The organism is Arhodomonas aquaeolei DSM 8974 (assembly GCF_000374645.1).
Classification (GTDB): domain Bacteria; phylum Pseudomonadota; class Gammaproteobacteria; order Nitrococcales; family Nitrococcaceae; genus Arhodomonas; species Arhodomonas aquaeolei.
On the sequence record NZ_KB894806.1, the window covers coordinates 89,108 to 112,762 of the forward strand.

Below are 23,655 nucleotides of genomic sequence, written 5' to 3' on the forward strand. Positions count from 1 at the left end.
CCCTGCTTTCCACGGGAACCGCCTTTATCCGGTGGCGGCCTGCTGCCAGTGTAGCGCCGTGACGCGCCTGCGTGTCCCGCCGTCACCCCGGATTGGCGCGCAGGGCGTCGCTGCCGATCTCCAGGGCCACGGCGGCCATGTTGTAGCCCACGCCGGAGCCGAGCAGCACGACCCGGTCCCCGGCGGCGGCGCGGCCGCTGCCAAGGAGGTGGTCGAGCGCCATGGGCACGCACGCGGAGCCGGTGTAGCCCCACTCGCCCATGATCATCACCGCGCGCTCGGGTGTCAGCCCCAGCGCCGCACACGCGTGCTCGATGGTGCAGCGGTTGATCTGGGTGAAGATCACGTGGTCGATGTCCGCCACCGCCAGGCCGCAGCGGGCGACCAGGCGCCGCACGAGGCGCGGCCAGCCGGTCTCGTTGACCTCCGGCGGGTAGCGGTGCTTGACCCGGACGCGGTGTCGCCCGGCGGCAACGGCCGCCGCGGAGGCGGGCTCGACGGTGCCCCCGGCGTCGATGCCCCAGTAGTCGGCGTAGCGCCCGTCCGCCTCGAAGGCCGCGCCGAGCACGCCGGGCCGGTCGCCGGCGGTGACTACCGCCGCCCCGGCGCCGTCGCCGTAGAAGAAGCCCATGGGGTCGTCGTCGGCGGTGTGCCGGCTCATGAGATAGGCCCCCGCCACCAGTACCGTGTCGACGCCGGTGTTGGTCGCGATCAGCCCCTGGGCGGTGGCGAGCGCGGTGGGGAAGGAGGCGCAGGCGCAGCCGATGTCGAAGGAGCCGGCCTGATGGGCGCCGAGCCTGGCCTGGAGCACGGTGCTGGTCGCCGGTGTGGGGTAGTCCGGGGTGTCCGTGCCCACGAGGATCATGTCGATATCCGCAGGGGCGATGCCCGCGCGTGCCAGCGCCTGCCGTGCGGCGGCGGCGGCGAGGTCGGAGGTGGCCTCGCCGGGGGCGGCGCGGTAGCGTGCGTGGATGCCGGATCCGGCCTCGAAGCGGGCGAGGCGCTCGCCATGCGCCTCGCCCAGGCGGGCGAGCAGGTCGTCGTTGCTGATGCGCTCGGTGGGGAGGTGGCGGCCGGTGGCGACAACCCGGGCGAAACGGCTCATCGGCATGCCTCCCCGCCCGTGGCGTCCGCTGCCTTTGCCGTGCGCGTTGCAGGCGGGGCACCACTGGCGGGTAAACTGCCCGCCTTAATACCGCCCTTCAACCGAGCGAGGACGTCATGAGCGAACTGCTGGGATGCTTCAAGGCCTACGATATCCGCGGCCGGGTGCCGGACGACCTGGATGCCGGGCTCGCACGGCGCATCGGCCGCGCCTACGCCGAGGCCCTCAGTCCCGGCCGGGTGGCGCTCGGGCGCGATATCCGGCTGTCCAGCCCGGAGATCGCCGCGGCGGTCGCGGACGGCCTCCGCGACGGCGGCGTGGACGTCCTCGACATCGGCGTCGTCGGCACCGAGGAGGTCTACTTCGCCACGTTCCACTACGGTCTCGATGGCGGGATCATGGTTACCGCGAGCCACAACCCGCGGGACCACAACGGCATGAAGCTGGTGCGCGAGGGCGCACGGCCGATCAGCGGCGACAGCGGCCTCGGCGACATCGAGCGCCTTGCCGCCGGCCCGGAGCTCGTGGTGCGTCCGCGCCGCGGCGGCCTGGAGGCCTTCGATCACCGGTCGGACTACGTCGAGCACCTGCTCGGCAGCATCGATACGGCGACGCTGGCGCCGCTGAAGGTTGTGGTCAATGCCGGCAACGGCGGCGCCGGCGTGGTGGTGGATGCCCTCGCGCCGCGGTTGCCCTTCGAGCTCGTGCGTGTTCATCACGAGCCGGACGGGCACTTCCCCAACGGCGTACCCAACCCGCTGGTCGAGGCGAGCCGCGCGGTCACCGCCACCGCGGTGACGCACAGCGGCGCCGACCTGGGCGTGGCCTGGGACGGCGACTTCGATCGCTGCTTCTTCTTCGACGAGCAGGGCCGGTTCATCGAGGGCTACTACATCGTCGGCCTGCTCGCGGAGCTGTTCCTGCGCCGCAGCCCCGGGGAGCGGGTCATCCATGACCCGCGCCTGACCTGGAACACCATCGACCTGTGTCGGGCCTTTGGCGGCGAGGCGGTGCAGTGCAAGACCGGGCACGCCTTTATCAAGGAGCGCATGCGCGCCGAGGACGCCATCTACGGCGGCGAGATGAGCGCCCATCACTACTTCCGTGACTTCGCCTACTGCGACAGCGGCATGCTGCCGTGGCTGCTGGTCGCCGAGCTCATCGGCCGCACCGGCAAGCCGCTCTCCCAGCTCGTCGACGAGCGCATCGAGCGCTTTCCGGCGAGCGGCGAGATCAACCGCGAGATCGACGACCCGGCGGCGGCGATCGCAGCGGTGGAGGCGGAGTACGGGGCGGACGCCGTCGCCGTCGACCACACTGACGGGGTGAGCATCGAGCTCGCCGACTGGCGGTTCAATCTGCGCATGTCCAACACCGAGCCGGTGGTGCGGTTGAACGTGGAGACGCGCGGGGACCGGGCGCTGATGCACGCGAAGACCGACGAGCTCATCGCCCGCCTGGACGCCTTCGCGCATGGGTGACGCCCGGCCCCGCGCGATCATTTCTTTTTCTTCGGCATGTACAAGTCCGTGAGCGTGCCGGCGGCCGCTTCGGCGGCCATCGCCACGGTCTCGGAGAGCGTCGGGTGCGGGTGCACCGTCAGCCCGATGTCGTGGCAGTCCGCGCCCATCTCGATGGCGAGGCAGACCTCGGAGATGAGGTCGCCGGCGTTGGGGCCGACGATGGCGCCGCCGATGACACGCTCGCTCCTGGCGTCGAAGATCAGCTTGGTGACGCCGTCGCTGGCATCCAGGCTCAGCGCGCGGCCGTTGGCGGCCCACGGGAACTGCGCCTTCTCGATCTCCAGGCCCTCGGCCTTGGCCTGCTCCTCGGTCACGCCGACCCAGGCCACCTCCGGGTTGGTGTAGGCCACGGACGGGATCACCCGGGCGTCGAAGGCACTCTTCTCGCCGGCGCAGCACTCCGCCGCGACCTTGCCTTCGTGGGTGGCCTTGTGGGCGAGCATGGGCTGGCCGACGATGTCGCCGATGGCGTAGATGTGGGCGACGCTGGTCTGCTGGTGCTCGTTGACGGGGATGCAGCCGCGCTCGTCGAGGCCGACGCCTGCAGCCTCCAGGTTGAGCCGGTCGCTGTTGGGGCGGCGCCCCACGGAGACCAGCACCCGGTCGAAGCGGTCGCTCTCCGGTGCCTTCTCGCCCTCGAAGTGCACGGTCACGCCGTCGTCGTCCGGTTCGATGGCGGTGACCTTGCTCTCCAGGAAGATGTTCTCGTAGCTCTTGTCGATGCGCTTGCGGTAGACCTTGACGATGTCCGGATCGCCGCCGGCCATGATGCGGTCGAGCATCTCGACCACGGTCACCTTCGAGCCCAGGGCGTGATAGACGCTGCCCATCTCCAGACCGATGATGCCGCCGCCGACCACCAGTAGCCGCTCCGGCACGTCCTCGAGCTTGAGGGCGTCGGTGGAGTCCATGATCCGGGGGTGGTCCAGGTCGAAGCCCGGCGGCGCCACCGGCCGCGAGCCGGCGGCGATGATGCAGTTGCGGAAGCGGATCCGGCGCTCGCCGTCGTCGCCGCGCACGGTCAGCTCGTGGCTGCCGGCGAACTCGGCGGCGCCGTGGACCACCTCGACCTTGCGCTGCTTGGCCATGCCCTTGAGGCCGCCGGTGAGCTTGCCGACGACGCTGTCCTTCCACTCGCCGAGCTTCGCGGTGTCGATCTCGGGCTCGCCGAAGGTGATGCCGTGTTCGGCGAAGTGGCGGGTCTCCTCGAGTAGGGCGCCGGCGTGGAGCAGGGCCTTGGAGGGGATGCAGCCGACGTTGAGGCACACGCCGCCGAGGCTGGGATAGCGCTCGATCAGTACCGTCTTCAGGCCCAGGTCCGCGGCGCGGAAGGCCGCGGTGTAGCCGCCGGGGCCGGCGCCGACGACGACCACGTCGCAGTCGGCGTCCGCCGGGGCATCGCCCGCGGAGGTGGGCTGCGGCGCGGGCGGGGCCGCCTGCCCGGCGTCCCCGGCGGACGCGGTCTCACCGCTGCCCCCGGCGCTGTCGGTACCGCCCTCGTCGCTGGTTTCCGCCTCTCCGGCATCCCCCGACGGCTCGGCGAGCAGGATGACGTCCCCCTCGGCGACCTTGTCGCCCACGCCGATGCGGAGCTCGCTGATCCGGCCCGCGAACGGTGCCGGGACCTCCATGGTGGCCTTGTCGGACTCCAGGGTGATGAGCGAGTCCTCGGCCTCGACGGTATCGCCGGGCTTGACCAGGACCTCGATGACGTCGACCGCGTCGAAGTCGCCGATGTCCGGGACCTTCACTTCCTTTGCGTCTGCCATGGCGTGTCTTTCCTCCTGGCGGGGGCGCGCCTGCAAGCGCGCCCGCGGAATTCCCCGTGCCCGTCGCCGGGCGGGTGTTACAGCACCAGTCGCCGCAGGTCGGCGAGCAGCTGCGCGAGGTAACTGGTGAACCGCGCGGCGGCGGCGCCGTCGATCACCCGGTGATCGTAGGACAGCGACAGCGGCAGCATCAGCCGCGGAGCGAACTCGCTGCCGTTCCACACCGGCTTGGTGCTCGACTTGGACACGCCGAGGATCGCCACCTCGGGGGCGTTGACGATGGGCGTGAAGGCCGTGCCGCCGATCCCGCCGAGGCTGGAGATGCTGAAGGTGCCACCCTGCATGTCGCCCGCGCCGAGCTTGCCGTCCCGGGCCTTGGTCGAGAGCTCGGCGAGGTCGCCGGCGATCTCGTAGATGCCCTTGCGGTCGGCGTCCTTGACCACCGGTACCACCAGCCCGTTGGGCGTGTCCACGGCGACGCCGACGTTGATGTAGTGCTTGACGATGAGGGCGTCGCCGGAGGGCTTGAGCGAGCTGTTGAACTCCGGGAAGCGCTGCAGCGCGGCCGCCGAGGCCTTCACCAGGAAGGCCAGCGGCGTGAGCTTGACGCCGCGCTCCTCGGCGGCGGCCTTCTCGGCCTTGCGGAAGGCCTCCATCTCGGTGATGTCCGCCTCGTCGAACTGGGTGACGTGGGGCACGTTGAGCCAGCTGCGGTGCAGGTGCGGGCCGCTCTTCTGCTTGATCCGCGACAGCGGCTGCTCCTCGACCTCGCCGAACTTCGAGAAGTCCACCTCCGGGATGGGCGGGATGCCCATGCCACCCTGGGCCGGGGCCTGGGCCGACGGCGCGGCGGCCCCGGTGCCGGCGCCCTGCAGCGCGCGTTTGACGAAGCCGCGGACGTCGTCGTGGGTGATCCGGCCCTTGCGTCCGCTGCCCTGCACCGTGCCGAGGTCGACGCCCAGCTCGCGGGCGAAGCGCCGCACCGACGGGCTCGCGTGGGCGAGGCGCTGGCGCTCGGGCTCGATCGGCCGCTCGATGGGCTCGTGATCGGCCTCCAGCGAGCGTCCGGCGCTGGGGCCTGGGAGGACTTCGCTTTCGCCCTCATCGGATTCCTCGGGCCCCCCGGTCTCTGGTTCCGAGCCGGTCGCCTGTGCGGCGGTCTCCGGCTCGTCACCCGCGGGTTTGGATTCCGCCCTGTCCGCGGCCTTCGCCGGCGCGCCGCCCTCCAGGGTGACGATGGCGGTGCCCTCGGAGACCTTGTCGCCGGCGGCGACGAGGACCTCGGCGATCCGCCCGCCCCGCGGCGCCGGGACCTCCATGGTGGCCTTGTCGGACTCCAGGGTGATGAGCGAGTCCTCGGCCTCGACGGTATCGCCGGGCTTGACCAGGACCTCGATGACGTCGACCTCGTCGAAGTCACCGATGTCCGGCACGGTGACGGTCTCGGTGCCGCCGTCACTACCGGCGCTGCTGCCGCCGGCGTCCTCACTGCCGGAGGCGGCGGGTGCGGAGTCGGTGCCCCCTTCCGGGGCCGCCGTGGTATCCGTCGTCCCGGTGTCGTCGCCGGAGCCGCCGGCGGCCTCCGCCACCTCCAGGGTGATGACGGCAGTGCCCTCGGCGACCTTGTCGCCGGCGGAGACCAGGACCTCCGCGACCCGGCCGGCCTCGGGGCAGGGCACCTCCATGGTGGCCTTGTCGGACTCCAGGGTGATCAGCGAGTCTTCCGCCTCGACGGTGTCGCCGGGTTTGACCAGGACCTCGATGACGTCGACCTCGTCGAAGTCACCGATGTCGGGGACCTTGATTTCCTTCGTGTCAGCCACGGGTGTTCCTCCAGATCGGCTGCGGGCGCGCGGACGGCCCCGGCGGCCGCGGTCGCCGGGGGAATCGGCACGGGGTCAGACCGTGACCGGGTTGGGCGCGTCCGGGTCGATGTCGTAGTGCGCGATGGCCTGCTGCACGGTATCGGCGTTCAGCCGGCCCTCGTCGGCGAGGGCCTTGAGCGCGGCCACCGTGACGTAGTAGCGATCGACCTCGAAGAAGTGGCGCAGCCGCTCGCGGGTGTCCGAGCGGCCGAAGCCGTCGGTGCCGAGTACGGTGTAGCGCCGGTCGACGTAGGGCCGGATCTGGTCGGCGAAGGCGCGCAAGTAGTCGGTGGCGGCGACCGCCGGGCCGTCATGCCCCTCGAGCTGCCGTGCCACCCAGCTCTGACGCGGGGTCTCGCCCGGGTGGAGCATGTTCCAGCGCTCGCAGTCGATGCCGTCGCGGCGCAGCTCCGTGAACGACGGGCAGCTCCAGACGTCCGCGGCCACGCCCCAGTCGTCGCGCAGCATGTCCGCCGCGGCGATGACCTCCCGCAGGATCGGCCCGGAGCCCATGAGCTGGACCCGGTTGTCCGCGTCCCCGCCACGCTGGAAGAGATACATGCCCCGCCGGATGCCTTCCTCGGCGCCCTCGGGCATCGCCGGCTGGTGGTAGTTCTCGTTGAGCATGGTGATGTAGTAGAAGACCTTCTCCTGGTCCCGGTACATCCGCCGCAGCCCGTCCTGGATGATCACCGCCATCTCGTAGGCGAACGTGGGGTCGTAGGAGATGCAGTTCGGGATTACCGAGGTCAGCAGGTGGCTGTGGCCGTCCTCGTGCTGCAGGCCCTCACCGTTGAGCGTGGTCCGTCCGGCGGTGCCGCCCATGAGGAAGCCCTTCGCCTGCATGTCGCCGGCCGCCCACCAGAGGTCGCCGGTGCGCTGGTAGCCGAACATGGAGTAGTAGGCGAAGAACGGGATCATCTCGATGCCGTTGTTGGCGTACGAGGTGGCCGCGGCGATCCACGAGGACATGGCGCCGGCCTCGTTGATCCCCTCCTGGAGGATCTGGCCCTTCTTGTCCTCGCGGTAGTACATCAGCTGGTCGGCATCCTGGGGCTCGTAGAGCTGGCCCTTGGGCGAGTAGATGCCGAGCTGGCGGAACAGCCCCTCCATGCCGAAGGTCCGGGCCTCGTCGGGGACGATGGGCACCAGGTGCCGTGCCAGGGTCTTGTTGCGGCCGATGACCGCCAGTGCCCGCACGAACGCCATGGTGGTGGACATCTCGCGATCGCCGCTGTCCTTGAGCAGCACCTCGAAGGCGTCCAGGTCCGGGATGGTCAGCGCCGGGGCGTCCTCGTGGCGCTCGGGCAGATAACCGCCCAGGGCCTGGCGGCGCTCGTGGAGGTAGCGCATCTCCGGGCTGTCGTCCGCGGGCTTGTAGAATGGCGCCTCGGCGACCTTGTCGTCCGGCACCGGGATCTGGAAGCGGTCGCGGAAGGCCTTCAGGGCGTCCTCGGCCATCTTCTTCTGCTGGTGGGTGATGTTCTGGCCCTCGCCGGCCTCGCCCATGCCGTAGCCCTTGACCGTCTTGGCGAGGATGACGGTCGGCTCGCCCTTGTGCTTGGTGGCGGCGGCGTAGGCGGCGTAGATCTTGTGCGGGTCGTGGCCGCCGCGGTTGAGCCGCCAGACGTCCTCGTCGGTCATGTTGGCGACCATCTCCTTGAGCTCGGGATACTTCCCGAAGAAGTGCTCACGGGTGTAGGCGCCGCCCTTGGCCTTGAAGTTCTGGTACTCGCCGTCGACGCATTCCTCCATGCGCCGGCGCAGCAGCCCCTTGGTGTCGCGGGCGAGCAGCGGGTCCCAGTAGGAGCCCCAGATCACCTTGAGCACGTTCCAGCCCGCGCCGCGGAACTCGCCCTCGAGCTCCTGGATGATCTTGCCGTTGCCGCGCACCGGGCCGTCCAGGCGCTGGAGGTTGCAATTGACCACGAAGATGAGGTTGTCGAGCCCCTCGCGGGCCGCCACGCCGATGGCGCCGAGCGATTCCGGCTCGTCCATCTCGCCGTCACCGCAGAAGACCCAGACCTTGCGGTCCTCGGTGTTGGCGATGCCGCGGTTGTGGAGATACTTGAGGAAACGTGCCTGGTAGACGCCCATGATCGGGCCGAGGCCCATGGACACGGTGGGCAGCTGCCAGAAGTCGGGCATCAGCCACGGGTGCGGATAGGACGACAGCCCGCCCTCCGAGAGATCGGAGCGGAACTTGTGCAGCCGGTCCTCGCTGAGCCGCCCCTCGAGGTAGGCACGGGCATAGATGCCCGGCGCGGAGTGGCCCTGGATGAAGATCAGGTCACCGCCGTGGTCCTTGGAGGGGGCGCGCCAGAAGTGGTTGAAGCCGACCTCGTAGAGCGTGGCCGAGGAGGCGTAGCTGGCGATGTGGCCGCCGATGCCCTCGCGGTCCTTGTTGGCCTGCACGACCATCGCCATGGCGTTCCAGCGCAGCAGCGAGCGGATGCGCCACTCCAGGGCGGCGTCGCCCGGGGACTTCTCCTCGTGCTGCGGTGGAATCGTGTTCTGGTAGGCGGTGGTCGCCTTGAACGGGAGCTGACCGCCCCGGCGGCGGGTCTTGTCCACGAGGGCCTCGAGCAGGAAGTGGGCGCGATCGGTGCCCTCGTACTCGAGCACCGCCTCGAGCGCCTCCATCCACTCCTGGGTCTCCTGGGGATCGTCATCGCCGGGGATGGGCGTGTGTTGCCTGAGTGCAGCCATTGTCTCACCTCTGGTATCGCCGCGTGCGGCCGCGTTCCGTGGCACGTTTATCATTGTGCGGCAGCGGTCGTCGCGGGATCGCCGCGCGCCGCGATGGCTTTCGCCCCCCGGTCTGCGGGGGCCTTTGCTGACGTCGAGTATAGACACTGGGTCGCGGCTGCGGACCGGCCGCAATGTTGCGCTGCGGAAATCGATTCCGGAGCCGTACGACGTGTGCGCGTCCAAAGCTACCGTAACGGCGAGGGCGGTGTCGTCAGTTTATTAATTCTTTTATGTCACAAATCATGTGACGTCAGCGCCAGCCATCCTACGGGCACTCATGAAAAACAATGGGTTACAGGTTGACGTCGGGTTAACAGGCGTTATGCTGCGCCGCAGCGGAAAAAGTCCGCCCTTTGCCGCTACCCCTCTGTCAGCCAGTCCCGGGGCTGGAGCCAGTAGTCGGTGAGGGCTGCCTCCGGCGTGCCCGGGGTCGGACGATAGCCGTACTGCCAGCGCGCCAGCGGCGGCAGGGACATGAGGATGGATTCGGTGCGCCCGCCGGACTGGATGCCGAACTGGGTGCCGCGGTCGAAGAGCAGGTTGAACTCCACGTAGCGCCCGCGCCGGTAGAGCTGGAAGCGGCGCTGGGCCTCGTCCCAGGGGGTGTGGCGGCGGCGCTCGACGATGGGAAGGTAGGCCTCGAGGTAGGCCTCGCCCACCGAGCGGGTGAGGCCGAAGGCGTGCTCGAAGCCGCCCTCGTCGAAGTCGTCGAAGAACAGCCCGCCGACGCCGCGCTGCTCGCCGCGGTGGGGCAGGTGGAAGTAGTCGTCGCACCAGCGCCGCAGGCGCGGATACAGCCCGGTGTCGAAGGGCTCGCAGGCCGCGCGGGCCGTGCGGTGCCAGTGCAGCACGTCCTCGCGGACCGGGTAGTAGGGGGTCAGGTCGAAGCCGCCGCCGAACCACCACACCGGCTCGGCCTCGGGGTGTTCGGCGACGAAGAAGCGCACGTTGGCGTGGGAGGTGGGCACGTGGGGGTTCTCCGGATGCACCACCAGGGACACGCCCATGGCCTGGAAGCTCCGCCCGGCGAGCTCCGGGCGCCGCGCCGAGGCGCTCGCGGGCAGTTCGCCGCCGCGCACGTGGGAGAAGTTCACCCCGGCCTGCTCGAAGACCGCGCCCCCGGCCAGTACCCGGGAGCGTCCGCCGCCGCCGTCGGGGCGCTGCCAGCTGTCCTCGTGAAACCCGGCGGCGCCGTCGGCCGCGGCCAGGGCGTCGCAGATCCGCTCCTGCAGCGACTCCAGCCAGTGACGGACGTCGTCGGGGCGCGGCTGCTCGGTCATGGTCCCTTCCGTGCGTGGCTATCGGGTCTGTGGCGGCGGGTCGCCGAGGAAGCGTGCGAGCTCCGCCGCGGTGTTGATATTGGAGAACGCCTCGCGCTGATCGGAGAAGTCCACCGTGACCGCCCCGGCCCGTTCCAGCCAGGCGTGTAGGGCGCGGGTGCCCTCCTCTATGGCCGTCTCCAGCTCCGGGGCGATGCCGGTGGCGAGCAGCGAGAACGTCGGCTGCATCCGCCGGCCGTCGTGGGCCACCGTTGCGGGGGCGCCCGGTTCGCGCAGCCGCCGTACCAGGTCCAGGGGCAGAGCCGGGGCGTCGCAGGGCACGAACAGGGCGTGTCCCGGGGCCGCCGCGGCCAGCCCGGCCTGTACGCCGGCCAGGGGCCCGGCGAAGTCCGGCAGACGGTCGCTGACGACAGTGTCCGCGTAGCGGGCGTACTCGCCGGTGTTGCGGTTGGCGACGATCACCAGCGCGTCCGCCTGGCCGGTCAGGCGGGCGGCGACGTGGGCGATCATGGGGCGGCCGTCGAGATCGATGAGGCCCTTGTCGGCGCCGCCCATGCGCTGTCCGCGCCCGCCCGCGAGGATGACCGCCGTGATCCGTTCAGCCATGGCGTACGACCCCGCCGTCGGGCCAGCGGAGCATGGTCGTGGGCCGCGCCCGGCCGCCCGTGGGGCCGCCGAGTACGAGGTCGACGTCGCCGTCGAAGTAGGTGCGCACCCGCAGCGCGTTCCGCGCCGGACCGGCGCCCCCGGGGTTGGCGCTGGTGGAGACCAGCGGTCCGCCGAAGGCCCGGCACAGCGCGGCCGCATCGGCGTGGTCGGTGATGCGGACCGCGATCCGCGGCCGTCCCCCGGTGATCCAGGGCGCTGCCTCGCCGGTGGCGGGCAGGATCCAGGTCACCGGTCCCGGCCAGGTGGCGTTCACCTGTGGATCCCCCAGGGCCTCGGGGGTCACCCAGTCGCGGAGCTGGCCGGTGTCGGCGGCGATGAGGATCAGCCCCTTCTCGACGGGGCGGTCCTTGAGCTCGAGCAGCCGGGCCACGGCGGGCGCCTGCCATGGGTCGCAGCCGAGGCCGTAGACCGCCTCGGTGGGATAGGCGATCACGCCGCCCCCGTCGAGCACGGCCGCCGCGAGGCGGTGACGGAAGCGTACGTCCATGCCGGCCTCAGCGCCCCTTGCGCTTGTTGCCGGCGGCGGCCCGGCGCCGGCCGCCCTTCTTTTCCGGGGCGTTGGCGATGAGTTCGCGGCATTCTTCCAGGGTGAGGGCCTCCGGCTCGCGCTCCTTGGGTACCTTGGCGTTCTTGCGTCCGTCGGTGACGTAGGGCCCGAACCGTCCGCGCAGCACGCGGATGCCGTCGTCCGTGAACTCCTGAATGGTCCGCCGCGCCTCGTTCTCCTTCTTCTCGGCGACCAGCTCCAGGGCGCGCTCGCGGGTGACGGTGTAGGGGTCGTCGTCCTTCTTCAGCGAGGCGAACTTGTCGCCGAAACGCACGTACGGTCCGAACCGTCCGATATTCACCTGCAGCGACTCGCCCTCCGGGGTCTCGCCGAGGTCCCGGGGCAGCTGGAAAAGCGCCAGCGCCTCGTCCAGGGTGATGGTGTCGATGCTCTGGCCCTGGCGCAGGCTGGCGAAGCGGGGCTTCTCCTCGTCTTCCCGGGTCCCGATCTGCGCGAACGGTCCGTAGCGCCCGAGCCGTACCTGTACCGGGCGGCCGCTCTTGGGGTCGGTGCCGAGCTCGCGGGCCTGCATGACCTCTGCGCGGGAGACGTTGGCCTTGTCCTCGACGCGTTCGTGGAAGGGGGTCCAGAACTCGTGGAGCACCGGCACCCAGTCGCGCTCGCCGCGGGAGATGGCGTCGAGGTCATCCTCCAGCCGTGCGGTGAAGTCGTAGTCCACGTAGCGGTCGAAGTGCTCGGTGAGGAACTTCGCCACCACCCGGCCGGTGTCCGTGGGATGGAAGCGACGGTTGTCCATCTCCACGTAGCCGCGCTGCTGGAGCGTCGAGATGATCGAGGCGTAGGTCGACGGCCGGCCGATGCCGCGCTCCTCGAGTGCGCGCACCAGCGAGGCCTCGCTGAAGCGCGGCGGCGGCTCGGTGAAGTGCTGCTCCGGGCGAATGGCCTTGAGCGTGACCCAGTCGCCCTCGGCGAGGGGCGGGAGGATGCGCTCCTTGTTGTCGGCCGGCGCCTTGGGGTCGTCCGTGTCTTCCATGTAGACGGTCATGAAGCCCGGATCGCGGATGGTCGAGCCAGTGGCGCGGAACACGCCCACGTCGCCGGCGGCGAGGTCCACGGAGACGGTGTCGATGGTCGCATGGATCATCTGGCAGGCCACGGACCGCTTCCAGATGAGGTCGTAGAGCTTGTACTGGTCCTCGGAGAGGTGGCCCTTGAGGTCCTCCGGGCTCCGTTGCGCATCGGTGGGCCGGATGCCCTCGTGCGCCTCCTGGGCGTTCTTGGCCCGGGTGCGGTACTGGTTCGGTGACTTAGGCAGCATCTTCTCGCCGTAGCGCTCGGCGATCACGCCGCGGAGATTGCCGATGGCCTCCTGAGAGAGATTCACCGAGTCCGTCCGCATGTAGGTGATCAGGCCGATGGCGCCGCTGCCGGTGTCCACGCCCTCGTAGAGCTGCTGGGCGACGCGCATGGTGCGCTGGGCGGAGAAGCGCAGTTTGCGCGAGGCCTCCTGCTGCAGCGTCGAGGTGATGAAGGGCGCGGCCGGGTTGCGCCGGCGCTGTTTCTTCTCGACGCTGCTGACGTGCAGCCGGCCGTCCGCCGCGGCCTCCAGGCGCTTCGTGGCGTCGGTGGCCTGGCCTTCGTTGGTGAGGGTGAACTGCTCGACCTTCTCGCCGTCGAGGCGCGCGAGCTTGCCGGTGAACGCCTGGCCCTCGTGGTCGAGGTCGGACTCGACGCTCCAGTACTCCTGGGGCTCGAATGCCTCGATTTCCTGCTCGCGCTCGACGATCATGCGCAGCGCCGGACTCTGCACCCGGCCCGCGGACAGGCCCGGTGTGATCTTGCGCCAGAGCAGCGGCGAGAGGTTGAAGCCGACCAGGTAGTCCAGCGCCCGGCGTGCCTGCTGTGCGTTCACCAGGTCTTCCGACAGGCCCCGCGGATGCTCGATGGCCTCCTGTATGGCCGGCTTGGTGACCTCGTAGAACACCACCCGCTGCACGGGCTTGTCGTCGACGACGCCTTTCTCCCGGAGCAGCTCGTAGAGGTGCCAGGAGATCGCCTCGCCCTCGCGGTCGGGGTCGGTGGCGAGATAGATGGCCTCGGCCTTGCGGCTTGCCTTGGCGATGGCGTCGACGTGCTTGGCGTTGCGCTCGATGGTCTGGTAGCGCATCGCGAAGTCGTGCTTCGGATCCACCGCCCCCTCCTTGGGGACGAGGTCGCGGACATGGCCGTAGGAGGCCAGGACCTCGAAGTCCTTGCCCAGGTACTTGTTGATGGTGCGCGCCTTCGCCGGCGACTCGACGATGACCAGTTTTTTGCCCATAAGAAGAATGTTCGGTCTCCGGAGCGCCCGGCGACGTCCGAGATGGAGTTGGTCGGGACGGACCCGCGATCTACCGGGAAACTAACGTGGCGGCTCGGCGTGTCAACCTCAAGCCGATCAGTGAACGAGCTGGTTGGGTCCGTCGAAGACCAGGTTTTCCATGCTCGCGAATGCCTCTTCCTGTCCCGGCTGGCTGAACAGCACCATGAGCACGACCCACTTTACCGTGTCCAGGTCGATGTCCTCGTCGCCGAGGGCCATCAACCGGTCGATGACGAGTTCGCGGCTGTGCGCGGTGAGGATGCCCACCTGCTCCAGGTAGAGCATGAAGCCGCGCATCTCCGTGTCGAGGCGCTCCTGCTCGCTGGCGGTGAACACGCGCACGCAACGCTGGGTGCTCGTGCTGACGGCGGGGAGTTCGCGGCTGTGTGCCAGTGCGTCCAGCCACTCGAAGGCCTTGCGGATCTCCGTACGGCTGAAGCCGATATCGAAGAGCTCGGATTCGAGTGAGTCCCTGTCCGGCTGAGGTTCTTCCTCGTTATAGAAATAGTTCTCGAACAGGTACATGAGCAGGTCGAAGACGTTCTCTTTCATCCGCGCGCCCAGAGAGACCAGGGGAAGGGTGCTCAGTGGGAGCGAGCGTAGCGCCCGCCGGAGCAGGCAGTTACATGCCCCTTGAGCTCGAGTATCAGCAGCATGGAGGAAAGCGTATCGGCCGTCAATCCAGTGCGCCCGGCCAGCACGTCGAAGGCCACGGGGTCGTGTCCGAGGGCCTCCAGCACCTGCTCGTAGTCCTCGCCGAGCCCCGCCTGGGGCGCGCCGGCGCCGGTATCGGCGGGGATGTCGCCGTCCCCGGGGAGGGCGATCGGGGGCAGCTCGTCGAACACGTCCCGGGCCGATTCCACCAGCTTCGCGCCCTGGCGGATCAGCGCGTGACAGCCGCGGGCCATGGGGTTGTGGATGGAGCCCGGGATGGCGAACACCTCGCGGCCCTGCTCCAGGGCGTGCTGGGCGGTGAGCAGCGAGCCGCTGTGCACCCCGGCCTCGACCACCAGCACGCCCATGGCGAGCCCGCTGATCAGGCGGTTGCGGCGGGGAAACTGCTCACGGCGCACGCCGGTCCCCGTGGGCAGCTCGGTGACGATGGCGCCGCCGCCGGCGATCCGCCGGGCGAGGTCGCGGTGTCGTGCGGGGTAGACCCGGTCCGGGCCGGTGGCCGTGACCGCTACCGTCGTGCCGCCGCCGGCGAGGGCGCCGGCGTGGGCGGCACCGTCGATGCCCAGGGCGAGACCGCTGGTGATGGTCAGCCCGCTTCCGGCGAGGTAGCGCGCGAACTCGTGGGCGTTGTCCTCGCCGCCGCGGCTCGGCTTGCGGCTGCCCACCACCGCGAGCTGGGGGCGGGCGAGCACGGCGGGGTCGCCGTTGACGAACAGCAGCGGCGGCGGATCGGCGATGGCGTGCAGGCCGTCGGGGTAGCGGGGGTCGCTGCGGGTGATCAGGTGGTGGTCCGGGCCTGCCAGCCAGTCCAGGTTCGCGGTCACGCCGGTGTCGTCGGCGCCGGGCGTGCCGTCACGCAGGGCCGGGTTCAGGCCGGCGGCCCGGACCGTGGCGGCGTCCGCGTCCAGGAAGGCCTCCGGCGTCGCGAACGCCTCGAGTATGGCGGTGAACGTGGCGGTGCCGACCCCGGGGGTGCGCAGCAGCCGCAGCCAGGCCGTCCGCGGCTCGCGCGGCGGGCTCATCGTTCGGGGGTGCGCACCGTGTCGCCGACGGCCATGGCGCGGTTCGCCTCCATGACGAGACCGAGGCTCATGCGCTCGAAGACCTGGAAGACGATCAGCACGCCCTCGCGCTCCGCCGGCAGGGTGACCACCTCGTCGTCCTTGCTGTAAGGGTCTTCCACGCTGCGCGGTTTCTCGAGCACGGTGAGCACGTGGCCGGTCTTCATGCCCTCACGCCTGCCGAGATTGAGTGCGACCACATCGTACTGGCCGATCTGGTTGACGCCGTCCATGACCGCCATGATCACGCCGTCGACGTCCTGGGACGGGGCGGCCGGCACGAGCTGGCTGTCGAAGGGCTCGTCGCTCGCCTCCAGCAGACGATCGCCGGCGAGGATCTCGCGGGTGCTGTCGGTGAGCACCAGCGTCGCCGGGTCGCCGTGCTCGCGCACCCGTGCGCTGCCCGCATACTGGGCGAGGACGCCGAGGACCTCGCCGCTGGCGGGGTCGCGGAAGGTCTGCTCCTTGCGCACCACGTCCCAGCTGTTGGCGTCGCTGCCGTCGAGTCCGCGGACGTAGATGGGGTCGCCGGTGGCGCTCATCACGCGCTCGTCGCCGCCGGCCACGACGTAAGGGGCGTCGCTCAGCGTGCCGGCCTCGACAACGCGGTCACCGCTGAGGAAGGGCCGGATCGCCTCCATGGGGATGCCCGGGATGGCGTCGTCGAGCTGCTCGACGCGGACCTCGGGGGAGAGCTTGATGGTGCCGCCGCCGCGCTCGACGCTGAGCTGCGGCTCCCCGTTGACGAGGGTCAGGCGCACCACGTCGCCCGGGTAGATCAGGTGGGGGTTCTCGATGTCCGGGTTCTCGTGCCAGATCTCCGGCCAGTACCACGGCTCGGTAAGGAAACGCCCGGAGATGTCCCAGAGGGTGTCGCCCGGCTGCACCGTATACGTGGTGGGATGATCGGCCCTGATGCGGGGGTCCTGCGCCGAAACCACGGTGCTCAGCAGAAGGGCGCCGAGCGCCCACGCGAGAGTCTTCTTAAGCATGGACAATCCCTGTGTCGGCGCCGCTTTCGAGCTGGCCGCCAGTGCCCCGGATCCGTTATGATCGTTCATTTGAGGATATCGTAACATTAGCAGCGTTGCTGCGCGCCCCGCAACGGATTCCCAACGCCATGGCCAAGCTCGACATTCTGCACTATCCCGATCCCCGTCTGCGCACGGTGGCGAGCCCCGTCGAGGCCGTCGACGAGCGCGTCGTCCGGCTCATCGACGACATGTTCGAGACGATGTACGCCGCCCCCGGTATCGGCCTGGCGGCGACCCAGGTGGATGTCCACGAGCGGATCATCGTCATGGATGTCTCCGAGGATCGCAGCCGCCCGCTGGCGTTCGTCAATCCACGGATCACCACCCGCGACGGCGAGACGGTCAGCGACGAGGGCTGCCTGTCGGTGCCGGAGTACTTTGAGGCGGTGCGCCGTGCTGAGCACGTCACCGTGGAGGCGACCGGGCGCGACGGTGAGCCCTTCACCCTCGAGGCCGAGGGGTTGCTCGCGGTGTGCATCCAGCACGAGATGGATCACCTCGAGGGCCGGCTGTTCGTCGACTACCTCTCCGATCTCAAGCGCAAGCGCCTGCGTCGTCGCCTGGAGAAGCAGGCGCGGCAGCGCGGCGAGCCCGCGGGACAGGCGGCACGCGAGGCCGGCTGAGCGCGCCGGCCCGTCCCGCCCGGACCGGCGCCCGCCGATCCGGACCCGCCTACTCCACGGCCATACGCCCACTGCGAACGGGAGCAGCATTGCGAGTCGTCTTCGCCGGTACCCCCGATTTCTCCGTTCCCGCGCTGACCGCCCTGGTCGAGGCGGGGTTCAACGTGGTCGCCGCCTATACCCAGCCGGACCGCCCGGCCGGGCGGGGCCGGCGCCTGCGGCCGTCGCCGGTGAAGCAGGCGGCACAGGCGCACGGCATCCCGGTGTACCAGCCGGAGAGCCTGCGTGACGCCGATGCCCGCGCCACCCTCGCCGCGCTCGAGCCGGACGTCATGGTGGTGGTGGCCTACGGGCTGATCCTGCCCCGGACAGTGCTCGACGTCCCCGTCCATGGCTGCCTCAACATCCATGCCTCGCTGTTGCCGCGCTGGCGCGGTGCCGCCCCCATTCAGCGCGCCCTGCTCGCCGGCGATACGCATACCGGCGTGTGCATCATGCGCATGGCCGCCGGGCTCGACACCGGGCCGGTGATCGAGTGCGAGGCGACCCCCATCGGCGCGGAGGATACCGGCGGCAGCCTGCACGACCGCCTCGCCGCCATGGGCGCATCCCTGATCGCACGGGTGCTGCCGGACTGGGTCGCCGGGCGCCTGCCGGAGCGGCCACAGCCGGAGGACGGCGTCACCTATGCGGACAAGCTGGAGACTGCCGAGACCCGGATCGACTGGCACGAGCCCGCGGCGGCGATCGAGCGGCGTATCCGCGCCTTCGACCCGTGGCCGGTGGCGCGGACCCGCCGGGGCGACGGCGAGCTGCGGCTCTGGCGTGCAGAGGTGCGGCCGGACCGGGCGGACGTGCCGCCGGGGACCGTGATCGCCGTTGCCCCCGGGGGCGTCGATGTCGCCACCGGTGACGGCGTGCTCCGCCTGCTGGAGGTTCAGGCCCCGGGGCGCCGGCGCCAGCCGGTGGCCAGCTTCCTCAACGGTGTCGGGATCGAGGCCGGTGAGCGGCTCGGCTGAGACCGGCGTCGCCCCCCGCCGCGCCGCTGTGGAGGCGGTGGCCGGGGTGGTGCTCCACGGCCGGTCACTGGCCCGCGAGCTGCCGGCCCTGGAGGCGGGGCTCGGTGCCGCCGATGCCGCCCTTGCCCACGAGCTCGCCTACGGCAGCCTGCGCTGGTATCGCCGCCTGCAGGCGGTGGTGAACGCCCTGCTGAGCCGGCCCCTGAGACCCCGGGACCGGGTCCTGGAGCCGCTGCTGGTGGTCGGGCTCTACCAGCTCGAGCACACCCGGGTACCGCCCCATGCCGCGGTCTCCGCCACCGTCGCGGTCACCAGCGCCCTGGGCCGCCGGCGCGCGGCGGGGCTGGTCAACGGCTGCCTGCGGCGTTTCCAGCGCGAACGCGAGCGGCTGCTGGCACGGGCCGACCGGGACCCGGCGGTCGCCGCGGCGCTGCCGGAGTGGCTGGACGCGGCGATCCGCTCGGACTGGCCCGAGGCCCGGGACGCGGTCGCCGCCGCCTGCCTGGCGCGCCCGCCCATGACCCTGCGGGTGAACCGCCGTCGCACCACCCGCGAGGCCTACGCCGCCCGGCTGGTCGCCGCCGGTATCACGGCGCGGCCCCTGCCGGGGCTGCCGGAGGCACTGGTGCTGGACGCACCGGTGGCGGTCACCGCCCTGCCGGGGTTCGCCGCGGGCGAGGTTTCGGTGCAGGACGGTGCCGCGCAGTTCGCCGCCGGGCTGCTCGCCCCCGCCGCCGGGGATCGCGTGCTCGATGCCTGCGCCGCCCCCGGGGGCAAGACCGCGCACCTGCTCGAGCGCGGTGACGACCTCTCCGTGCTGGCGCTGGACAGTGACGCCACGCGCCTGGAGCGCGTCGGCGCGACCGTGGCGCGCCTGGGGCTGTCCGCCCATCTGTGCGCCGGGGATGCAAGCCACCCCGAGACGTGGTGGGATGGTGATCGGTTCCAGCGCGTTCTGCTGGACGCGCCGTGCTCGGGGACCGGGGTGATCCGCCGTCACCCGGACATCAAGTGGCTGCGGCGGGCCGCGGACATACCGCGTCTCGCCGAGACCCAGGCGGCGCTGCTGCGTGCGCTCTGGCCACTGCTCGCGCCGGGCGGGCGGCTGGTGTATGCCACCTGCTCGCTGCTGCACGCCGAGAACGAGGCGGTGGCCTCGGCGTTTGCCGCCGGCACCGCGGATGCGCGGGTCGTCGCGCCGGGGCTGCCGGCGGGGCGTGCCACCGGCGTCGGTCATCAGCTCCTGCCGGGGGAGGGCGGGATGGACGGCTTCTACTACGCCTGCTTCGACAAGTCGCCATGTGCCGGTGGCTGAGCGCCACCGTGCTGGCACTCGCACTGGTGTGCGCGGCGCTGCCTGCGGCAGCCCCTGCCGCCGACGGCCACGTGCGCATTCGTGCCGGTGAGCTCAACGAGCGTGACGGCGTCTGGTACCTCGACGCGCGCATCGACTACCGGCTGAGCGATGCCGCCCGCGAGGCGCTGCGTAACGGCGTCCCCTTGCAGGTGCGGCTGGACGTCGAGGTGCTTCGCTCCACGTGGTGGGGGCTGTGGGAGGCCACACTCGTGAGCCGTTCGCACCGTTACCGCCTGCAGTATCACGCGCTGAGCGAGCGCTACGTCCTCCTGCCCCTGGACGAGGGCGAGCCACGCAGTTTCCGCACGCTGGATCGGCTGCTGGAGACGGCGGGTGACATTCGGGACGTCACGGTGGTGCGTGTCGCGCGGCTGGAGTCGGGGGTGCGCTATACCGTCGCCGCCCGCGCGGCCCTGGACACGGACGCGCTGCCCCGGCCGCTGCGTTCCATGGCCTACCTCTCCCCCGAGTGGCAGCTCGAGAGTGACTGGCGGCGATGGCCATTGCAGGGTTCCTGAAACGGCTCAAAAGCGAGGGCGCCGTGCGGCTCGCGCTGTGCGTGGCGCTGCTCGTCTCGCTGTACCTGCTCAACGCCGCGACCGAGAACTCGGCAATGTTCGGGCAGCTCTACAGCTGGCTGCTGCTGTTCAACGCCGCCGCGCTGGTGGCGCTGGTCACGGTCATCGGCGTCAATGTCTGGCGGCTGGTGCGCTCGCTGCGCGAGGCGCGCCCGGGCAGCCGTCTTACCGGGCGGATCATGGCGCTGTTCGCGCTGCTCGCCGTGGTCCCCGGGCTCGTCGTCTACGCGTTCTCCATGCAGTTCCTGCGCAGTGGCATCGACAGCTGGTTCGACGTGCGCGTGGAGCAGGCCCTGGACGACGCCCTGAGCCTGTCCCAGGCGTCGCTGGACCTGCGCATGCGCGACCTGCTCAAGCGCGTGCAGTCGGCGGCCGACGAGCTCACCACCGTGCCCGAGGGCGCCATGACCTTCACCATCGGTGACCTGCGCGAGCGCATGAACGCCGCCGAGCTCACCCTGTTCGGCAGCAACGGCCGGATCATCGCCTCCAGCACGCGGGATACCGAGAGCATCCTGCCCAACCGGCCGGAGGACGAGGTCCTGCTCCAGCTCCGCCAGGGCCGGCCGTACGTCAGTCTCGATCCCATCGAGGGCAGCGGCCTGAATATCCGTGCCGCGGTGCCCGCGCCCAACCCGGCGCAGCCCCAGAACCCGCGCTTCCTGCTCGCGCTCTTCCCGATCTCGCCGCGGCTCAACGAGCTCGCCGGGGACGTGCAGCAGGCATTCGCGCAGTACCGCGAACTCGCCTACCTGCGCGGCCCGCTCAAGGACAGTTTCATACTCACCCTATCGCTGGTGCTGCTGATGTCGCTGCTGTTCGCCGTGTGGTCGGCGTTCTACCTGGCGCGGCGGCTGGTTGCGCCGATCAGCGGCCTCGCCGAGGGCACGCGGGCCCTCGCCGAGGGCGATTACGGCACCCAGCTCCCGGACGGCGGCCGCGACGAGCTCGGCTTTCTGGTGCGCTCGTTCAACGAGATGAGCCGCCGGGTGGCGCAGTCGCGGGACGAGGCCCGCCGCGGCCAGGTGCTGGCGGAGGCCCAGCGCGCCTATCTGGAGACGGTGCTCGGGCGGCTGTCCTCGGGGGTGCTGGCGCTGGACCAGTACGGTCGGCTGCGGACCTACAACCAGGCCGCGGTCGACATCCTCTCGGTGCCGCTGGCCCAGGCGGCGGGCGGGCGGCTGCGGGTGCTGGTCTCCAATCATCCGGCGTTCGAGCCGTTCGTGGAGCTGGTGGAGGCCCGCTCCGCCGCCGGCGGCGGCGAGTGGCGCGAGGAGTTCACCCTGGATACGGACGAAGGCCGGCGCATGCTCATCTGCAGCGGCGCCGCCCTCCCCGGGGGGCGCACCGCCGGCGGCCACGTCATCGTCTTCGACGACGTCACCACCCTCATCCAGGCCCAGCGCGACGCCGCCTGGGGCGAGGTCGCCCGGCGTCTCGCCCACGAGATCCGCAATCCGCTCACGCCCATCCAGCTCTCCGCGGAGCGGCTCCAGCACAAGCTCAGCGACCGCCTGGAGGCGGAGGACGCCGAGCGCCTGGAGCGTGCCACGCGCACGATCATCCAGCAGGTGGACGCGATGAAGGCGATGGTCAATGCCTTCTCCGAGTATGCCCGTCCGCCGCGGCTGAGCCTCGTGGACGTCGACCTCAACGCCCTGGTCCAGGACGTGGTCGAGCTCCACCGCGGCGACGATACCACCGCGGTGGCGTTCACCCTGGACCTGGCCGGGGACCTGCCGACGCTGCGCGCGGACCCGGGCCGGCTGCGCCAGCTGCTCAACAACCTCATCCGCAACGCCCAGGAGGCGGCGGACGGCGAGGGCCGGCCGTGCCGGCTCACGGTGACCACGCGGACCGGCACCGGCCGCTACGCCGGGCAGGTGGAGCTGTGCCTGACCGACAACGGCCCGGGCTTTGCCGAGGAGGTCCTTGATCAGCTCTTCGAGCCCTACGTCACCACCAAGCCCCGGGGCAGCGGACTGGGGCTCGCCATCGTCAAGAAGATCGTTGAGGAACATAATGGGCGCATATCCGCCCGTAACCTGCGCGACGGGGCCCGGATCACCGTGCGCCTGCCGGTGGCCGGCGAGCCGCACCGGGCGCTGGTGCGCAGCACTGTCGAGGAGAGGGGATGACGCACGCCAGAGTCCTGGTAGTGGACGACGAGCCGGATATCCGTGAGCTGGTCGAGGAGATCCTCGCGGACGAGGGCTACGCGGTGGCCACCGCGCAGAGCGCCGCCCAGGCCCGCGAGCGCCTCGCCGAGGCCCCCCCGGACCTGGTCCTGCTCGACATCTGGATGCCCGAGGAGGATGGGATCTCGCTGCTCAAGGAATGGGTCCGCGCCGGCGGGCCGGCCTTCCCGGTGGTGATGATCTCCGGGCACGGCACCGTGGAGACCGCCGTCGAGGCCACCCGCCTGGGCGCGGTCGACTTCATCGAGAAGCCCCTGTCTCTGGGTAAGCTGCTCGCTACCGTGGAGCAGGCCCTGGCCGAGCATCCCGGTGCCAACGCAACCGCCGAGCCCCCGCAGGTCCTTGCCCCGGTAGGGCGCAGCCAACTCATGGTGCGGCTGCGCGAGCAGGCCAGTCGCCTGGCCCAGGCGCGCTCGCCGGTGCTGGTCACCGGCGAGGCCGGCAGCGGGCGCAAGACGCTGGCGCGCTACATCCACGGCCTGCGCGCCCAGCCGGGCCCGCTGGTGGAGTTCGTGCCGGCGAACGCCGCCGGCGAGTCGATGTCCGAGGCGCTGTTCGGACGCCACGGCGGCCGGCCCGGGCGGCTGGAGGCCGCCGCCGGCGGGACGCTGGTCATCGATGAGCTCGACGACCTGGACGAGGCCGCTCAGACCCGCCTCACCGCGGTGCTCGACGCCGGGCACTTCCAGCGCATGGGCGGCGGCGAGTCCGTGTCGCTGAGCTGCCGCGTCGTCGCCGTGGCCAGCCTGGAGCTGGAGGCGGCGGTGCGGGCCGGACGTTTCCGCGAGGAGCTGTTCTACCAGCTCAATGTCGTGCCCGTGGTGGTGCCGCCGCTGCGCGACCACGTCGAGGACATCCCGGAGCTGGTGGCCTTTTTCGTCGACGACCTCGTCGAGCGCGAGGGGCTGGTCTACCGGCGGTTTACCGTGGCCGCCCAGAACCGCCTGCGCAACCACCTCTGGCCGGGGAACGTGCGCGAGCTGCGCAACCTCGTCCAGCGGCTGCTCCTGCTCGGCGACGGGCTGGATATCGACGTCGACGAGGTCGACCGCGTGCTCGCCGAGCGCGCGCACAATGGCGAGTCGACGGGCACGGAGCTGTGGTTGGACCTGCCCCTGCGCGAGGCCCGCGAGGCCTTCGAGCGGGCCTATCTCCAGCGCCAGCTTCGGCGCGCCGAGGGTAGCGTCGCCCAGCTCGCGCGGCTGAGTGGCATGGAGCGTACCCACCTCTATCGCAAACTGCGCGCGCTCGGTATCGACCCGAAGGAAGGGGGCTAGT

Annotated in this window: 18 protein-coding genes; 7 read left to right on the plus strand and 11 right to left on the minus strand. The window is 70.9% G+C overall.

Annotated features, from left to right (window positions below; genetic code table 11):
• Positions 1 to 82: 82 nt before the first annotated feature.
• Complete coding sequence (locus tag C516_RS0109110; RefSeq protein WP_018718068.1) at positions 83 to 1,105, minus strand: 3-oxoacyl-ACP synthase III family protein; 1,023 nt, start codon at positions 1,103 to 1,105, stop codon at positions 83 to 85.
• A gap of 116 nt (positions 1,106 to 1,221) precedes the next feature.
• Here C516_RS0109110 and C516_RS0109115 point away from each other — a divergent pair, with 116 nt between their 5' ends.
• Entirely contained in the window at positions 1,222 to 2,586 is a 1,365-nt protein-coding gene (locus C516_RS0109115) for a phosphohexomutase domain-containing protein (protein WP_018718069.1), read from the plus strand.
• Positions 2,587 to 2,603: 17 nt separating this feature from the next.
• Here the strand turns inward: C516_RS0109115 and lpdA are convergent, their stop codons facing one another.
• The 10 genes from lpdA to C516_RS0109165 all read right to left on the minus strand — a co-directional run bounded on the left by lpdA (position 2,604) and on the right by C516_RS0109165 (position 16,560).
• On the minus strand, positions 2,604 to 4,397 hold the full coding sequence (gene lpdA, locus C516_RS0109120; RefSeq protein WP_018718070.1) for a dihydrolipoyl dehydrogenase: 1,794 nt from the start codon (positions 4,395 to 4,397) through the stop codon (positions 2,604 to 2,606).
• Between the two features lie 77 nt (positions 4,398 to 4,474).
• Complete coding sequence (gene aceF / locus C516_RS0109125) at positions 4,475 to 6,220, minus strand: dihydrolipoyllysine-residue acetyltransferase (RefSeq protein ID WP_018718071.1); 1,746 nt, start codon at positions 6,218 to 6,220, stop codon at positions 4,475 to 4,477.
• Between the two features lie 75 nt (positions 6,221 to 6,295).
• A complete protein-coding gene (gene aceE / locus C516_RS0109130) occupies positions 6,296 to 8,971 on the minus strand; it encodes a pyruvate dehydrogenase (acetyl-transferring), homodimeric type (protein WP_051088213.1) in 2,676 nt (891 codons plus the stop codon).
• 401 nt (positions 8,972 to 9,372) lie between these two features.
• Positions 9,373 to 10,293: an oxygen-dependent coproporphyrinogen oxidase gene (hemF, locus tag C516_RS0109135; protein WP_018718073.1), complete on the minus strand. Its 921-nt coding sequence runs from the start codon at positions 10,291 to 10,293 to the stop codon at positions 9,373 to 9,375.
• Between the two features lie 18 nt (positions 10,294 to 10,311).
• Positions 10,312 to 10,899 (minus strand): molybdenum cofactor guanylyltransferase MobA, encoded by a 588-nt coding sequence (mobA, locus tag C516_RS0109140; protein ID WP_018718074.1) that lies wholly within the window; start codon positions 10,897 to 10,899, stop codon positions 10,312 to 10,314.
• The gene (gene tsaC / locus C516_RS0109145; RefSeq protein WP_018718075.1) at positions 10,892 to 11,449 is read right to left on the minus strand and encodes an L-threonylcarbamoyladenylate synthase type 1 TsaC; all 558 of its coding nucleotides are present in this window, start codon (positions 11,447 to 11,449) and stop codon (positions 10,892 to 10,894) included. The genes mobA and tsaC overlap by 8 nt, the downstream gene beginning before the upstream one ends.
• A 7-nt stretch (positions 11,450 to 11,456) precedes the next feature.
• On the minus strand, positions 11,457 to 13,790 hold the full coding sequence (locus C516_RS0109150) for a DNA topoisomerase I (protein ID WP_018718076.1): 2,334 nt from the start codon (positions 13,788 to 13,790) through the stop codon (positions 11,457 to 11,459).
• 117 nt (positions 13,791 to 13,907) lie between these two features.
• Complete coding sequence (locus tag C516_RS0109155; RefSeq protein ID WP_018718077.1) at positions 13,908 to 14,384, minus strand: Smg family protein; 477 nt, start codon at positions 14,382 to 14,384, stop codon at positions 13,908 to 13,910.
• 32 nt (positions 14,385 to 14,416) lie between these two features.
• Positions 14,417 to 15,529: a DNA-processing protein DprA gene (gene dprA / locus C516_RS0109160; protein WP_018718078.1), complete on the minus strand. Its 1,113-nt coding sequence runs from the start codon at positions 15,527 to 15,529 to the stop codon at positions 14,417 to 14,419.
• Positions 15,526 to 16,560 carry a LysM peptidoglycan-binding domain-containing protein gene (locus C516_RS0109165; protein WP_018718079.1) on the minus strand — a complete coding sequence of 345 codons (1,035 nt, stop codon included), beginning with the start codon at positions 16,558 to 16,560 and terminating at the stop codon, positions 15,526 to 15,528. Before C516_RS0109165 ends, dprA begins: the two co-directional genes overlap by 4 nt.
• A 128-nt stretch (positions 16,561 to 16,688) precedes the next feature.
• Between C516_RS0109165 and def the strand changes: the two genes are divergently transcribed.
• The 6 genes from def (at position 16,689) to C516_RS0109195 (ending at position 23,654) form a co-directional block, all read left to right on the plus strand.
• Positions 16,689 to 17,225, plus strand: a complete 537-nt coding sequence (gene def, locus C516_RS0109170; RefSeq protein ID WP_018718080.1) for a peptide deformylase — start codon at positions 16,689 to 16,691, stop codon at positions 17,223 to 17,225.
• A gap of 89 nt (positions 17,226 to 17,314) precedes the next feature.
• Positions 17,315 to 18,244, plus strand: coding sequence for a methionyl-tRNA formyltransferase (gene fmt, locus C516_RS0109175; RefSeq protein ID WP_018718081.1), 930 nt, complete (start codon positions 17,315 to 17,317; stop codon positions 18,242 to 18,244).
• On the plus strand, positions 18,228 to 19,559 hold the full coding sequence (gene rsmB, locus C516_RS0109180; protein ID WP_018718082.1) for a 16S rRNA (cytosine(967)-C(5))-methyltransferase RsmB: 1,332 nt from the start codon (positions 18,228 to 18,230) through the stop codon (positions 19,557 to 19,559). Before fmt ends, rsmB begins: the two co-directional genes overlap by 17 nt.
• Positions 19,544 to 20,119, plus strand: coding sequence for a DUF4390 domain-containing protein (locus C516_RS0109185; protein ID WP_018718083.1), 576 nt, complete (start codon positions 19,544 to 19,546; stop codon positions 20,117 to 20,119). Before rsmB ends, C516_RS0109185 begins: the two co-directional genes overlap by 16 nt.
• Positions 20,098 to 22,317 (plus strand): sensor histidine kinase, encoded by a 2,220-nt coding sequence (locus C516_RS0109190; RefSeq protein WP_018718084.1) that lies wholly within the window; start codon positions 20,098 to 20,100, stop codon positions 22,315 to 22,317. Before C516_RS0109185 ends, C516_RS0109190 begins: the two co-directional genes overlap by 22 nt.
• Positions 22,314 to 23,654 (plus strand): sigma-54-dependent transcriptional regulator, encoded by a 1,341-nt coding sequence (locus C516_RS0109195; protein ID WP_026321067.1) that lies wholly within the window; start codon positions 22,314 to 22,316, stop codon positions 23,652 to 23,654. Before C516_RS0109190 ends, C516_RS0109195 begins: the two co-directional genes overlap by 4 nt.
• Position 23,655: the final 1 nt, after the last annotated feature.

What these genes read in the sequence shown, in the direction of transcription:
- C516_RS0109110 (WP_018718068.1), bottom strand. Translation starts at nt 1,105, where the DNA reads ATGAGCCGTTTCGCCCGGGTTGTCGCCACCGGCCGCCACCTCCCCACC.
- C516_RS0109115 (WP_018718069.1), top strand. Translation starts at nt 1,222, where the DNA reads ATGAGCGAACTGCTGGGATGCTTCAAGGCCTACGATATCCGCGGCCGG.
- lpdA (WP_018718070.1), bottom strand. Translation starts at nt 4,397, where the DNA reads ATGGCAGACGCAAAGGAAGTGAAGGTCCCGGACATCGGCGACTTCGAC.
- aceE (WP_051088213.1), bottom strand. Translation starts at nt 8,971, where the DNA reads ATGGCTGCACTCAGGCAACACACGCCCATCCCCGGCGATGACGATCCC.
- hemF (WP_018718073.1), bottom strand. Translation starts at nt 10,293, where the DNA reads ATGACCGAGCAGCCGCGCCCCGACGACGTCCGTCACTGGCTGGAGTCG.
- mobA (WP_018718074.1), bottom strand. Translation starts at nt 10,899, where the DNA reads ATGGCTGAACGGATCACGGCGGTCATCCTCGCGGGCGGGCGCGGACAG.
- tsaC (WP_018718075.1), bottom strand. Translation starts at nt 11,449, where the DNA reads ATGGACGTACGCTTCCGTCACCGCCTCGCGGCGGCCGTGCTCGACGGG.
- C516_RS0109150 (WP_018718076.1), bottom strand. Translation starts at nt 13,790, where the DNA reads ATGGGCAAAAAACTGGTCATCGTCGAGTCGCCGGCGAAGGCGCGCACC.
- C516_RS0109155 (WP_018718077.1), bottom strand. Translation starts at nt 14,384, where the DNA reads ATGAAAGAGAACGTCTTCGACCTGCTCATGTACCTGTTCGAGAACTAT.
- dprA (WP_018718078.1), bottom strand. Translation starts at nt 15,529, where the DNA reads ATGAGCCCGCCGCGCGAGCCGCGGACGGCCTGGCTGCGGCTGCTGCGC.
- C516_RS0109165 (WP_018718079.1), bottom strand. Translation starts at nt 16,560, where the DNA reads ATGCTTAAGAAGACTCTCGCGTGGGCGCTCGGCGCCCTTCTGCTGAGC.
- def (WP_018718080.1), top strand. Translation starts at nt 16,689, where the DNA reads ATGGCCAAGCTCGACATTCTGCACTATCCCGATCCCCGTCTGCGCACG.
- C516_RS0109185 (WP_018718083.1), top strand. Translation starts at nt 19,544, where the DNA reads ATGTGCCGGTGGCTGAGCGCCACCGTGCTGGCACTCGCACTGGTGTGC.
- C516_RS0109190 (WP_018718084.1), top strand. Translation starts at nt 20,098, where the DNA reads ATGGCCATTGCAGGGTTCCTGAAACGGCTCAAAAGCGAGGGCGCCGTG.
- C516_RS0109195 (WP_026321067.1), top strand. Translation starts at nt 22,314, where the DNA reads ATGACGCACGCCAGAGTCCTGGTAGTGGACGACGAGCCGGATATCCGT.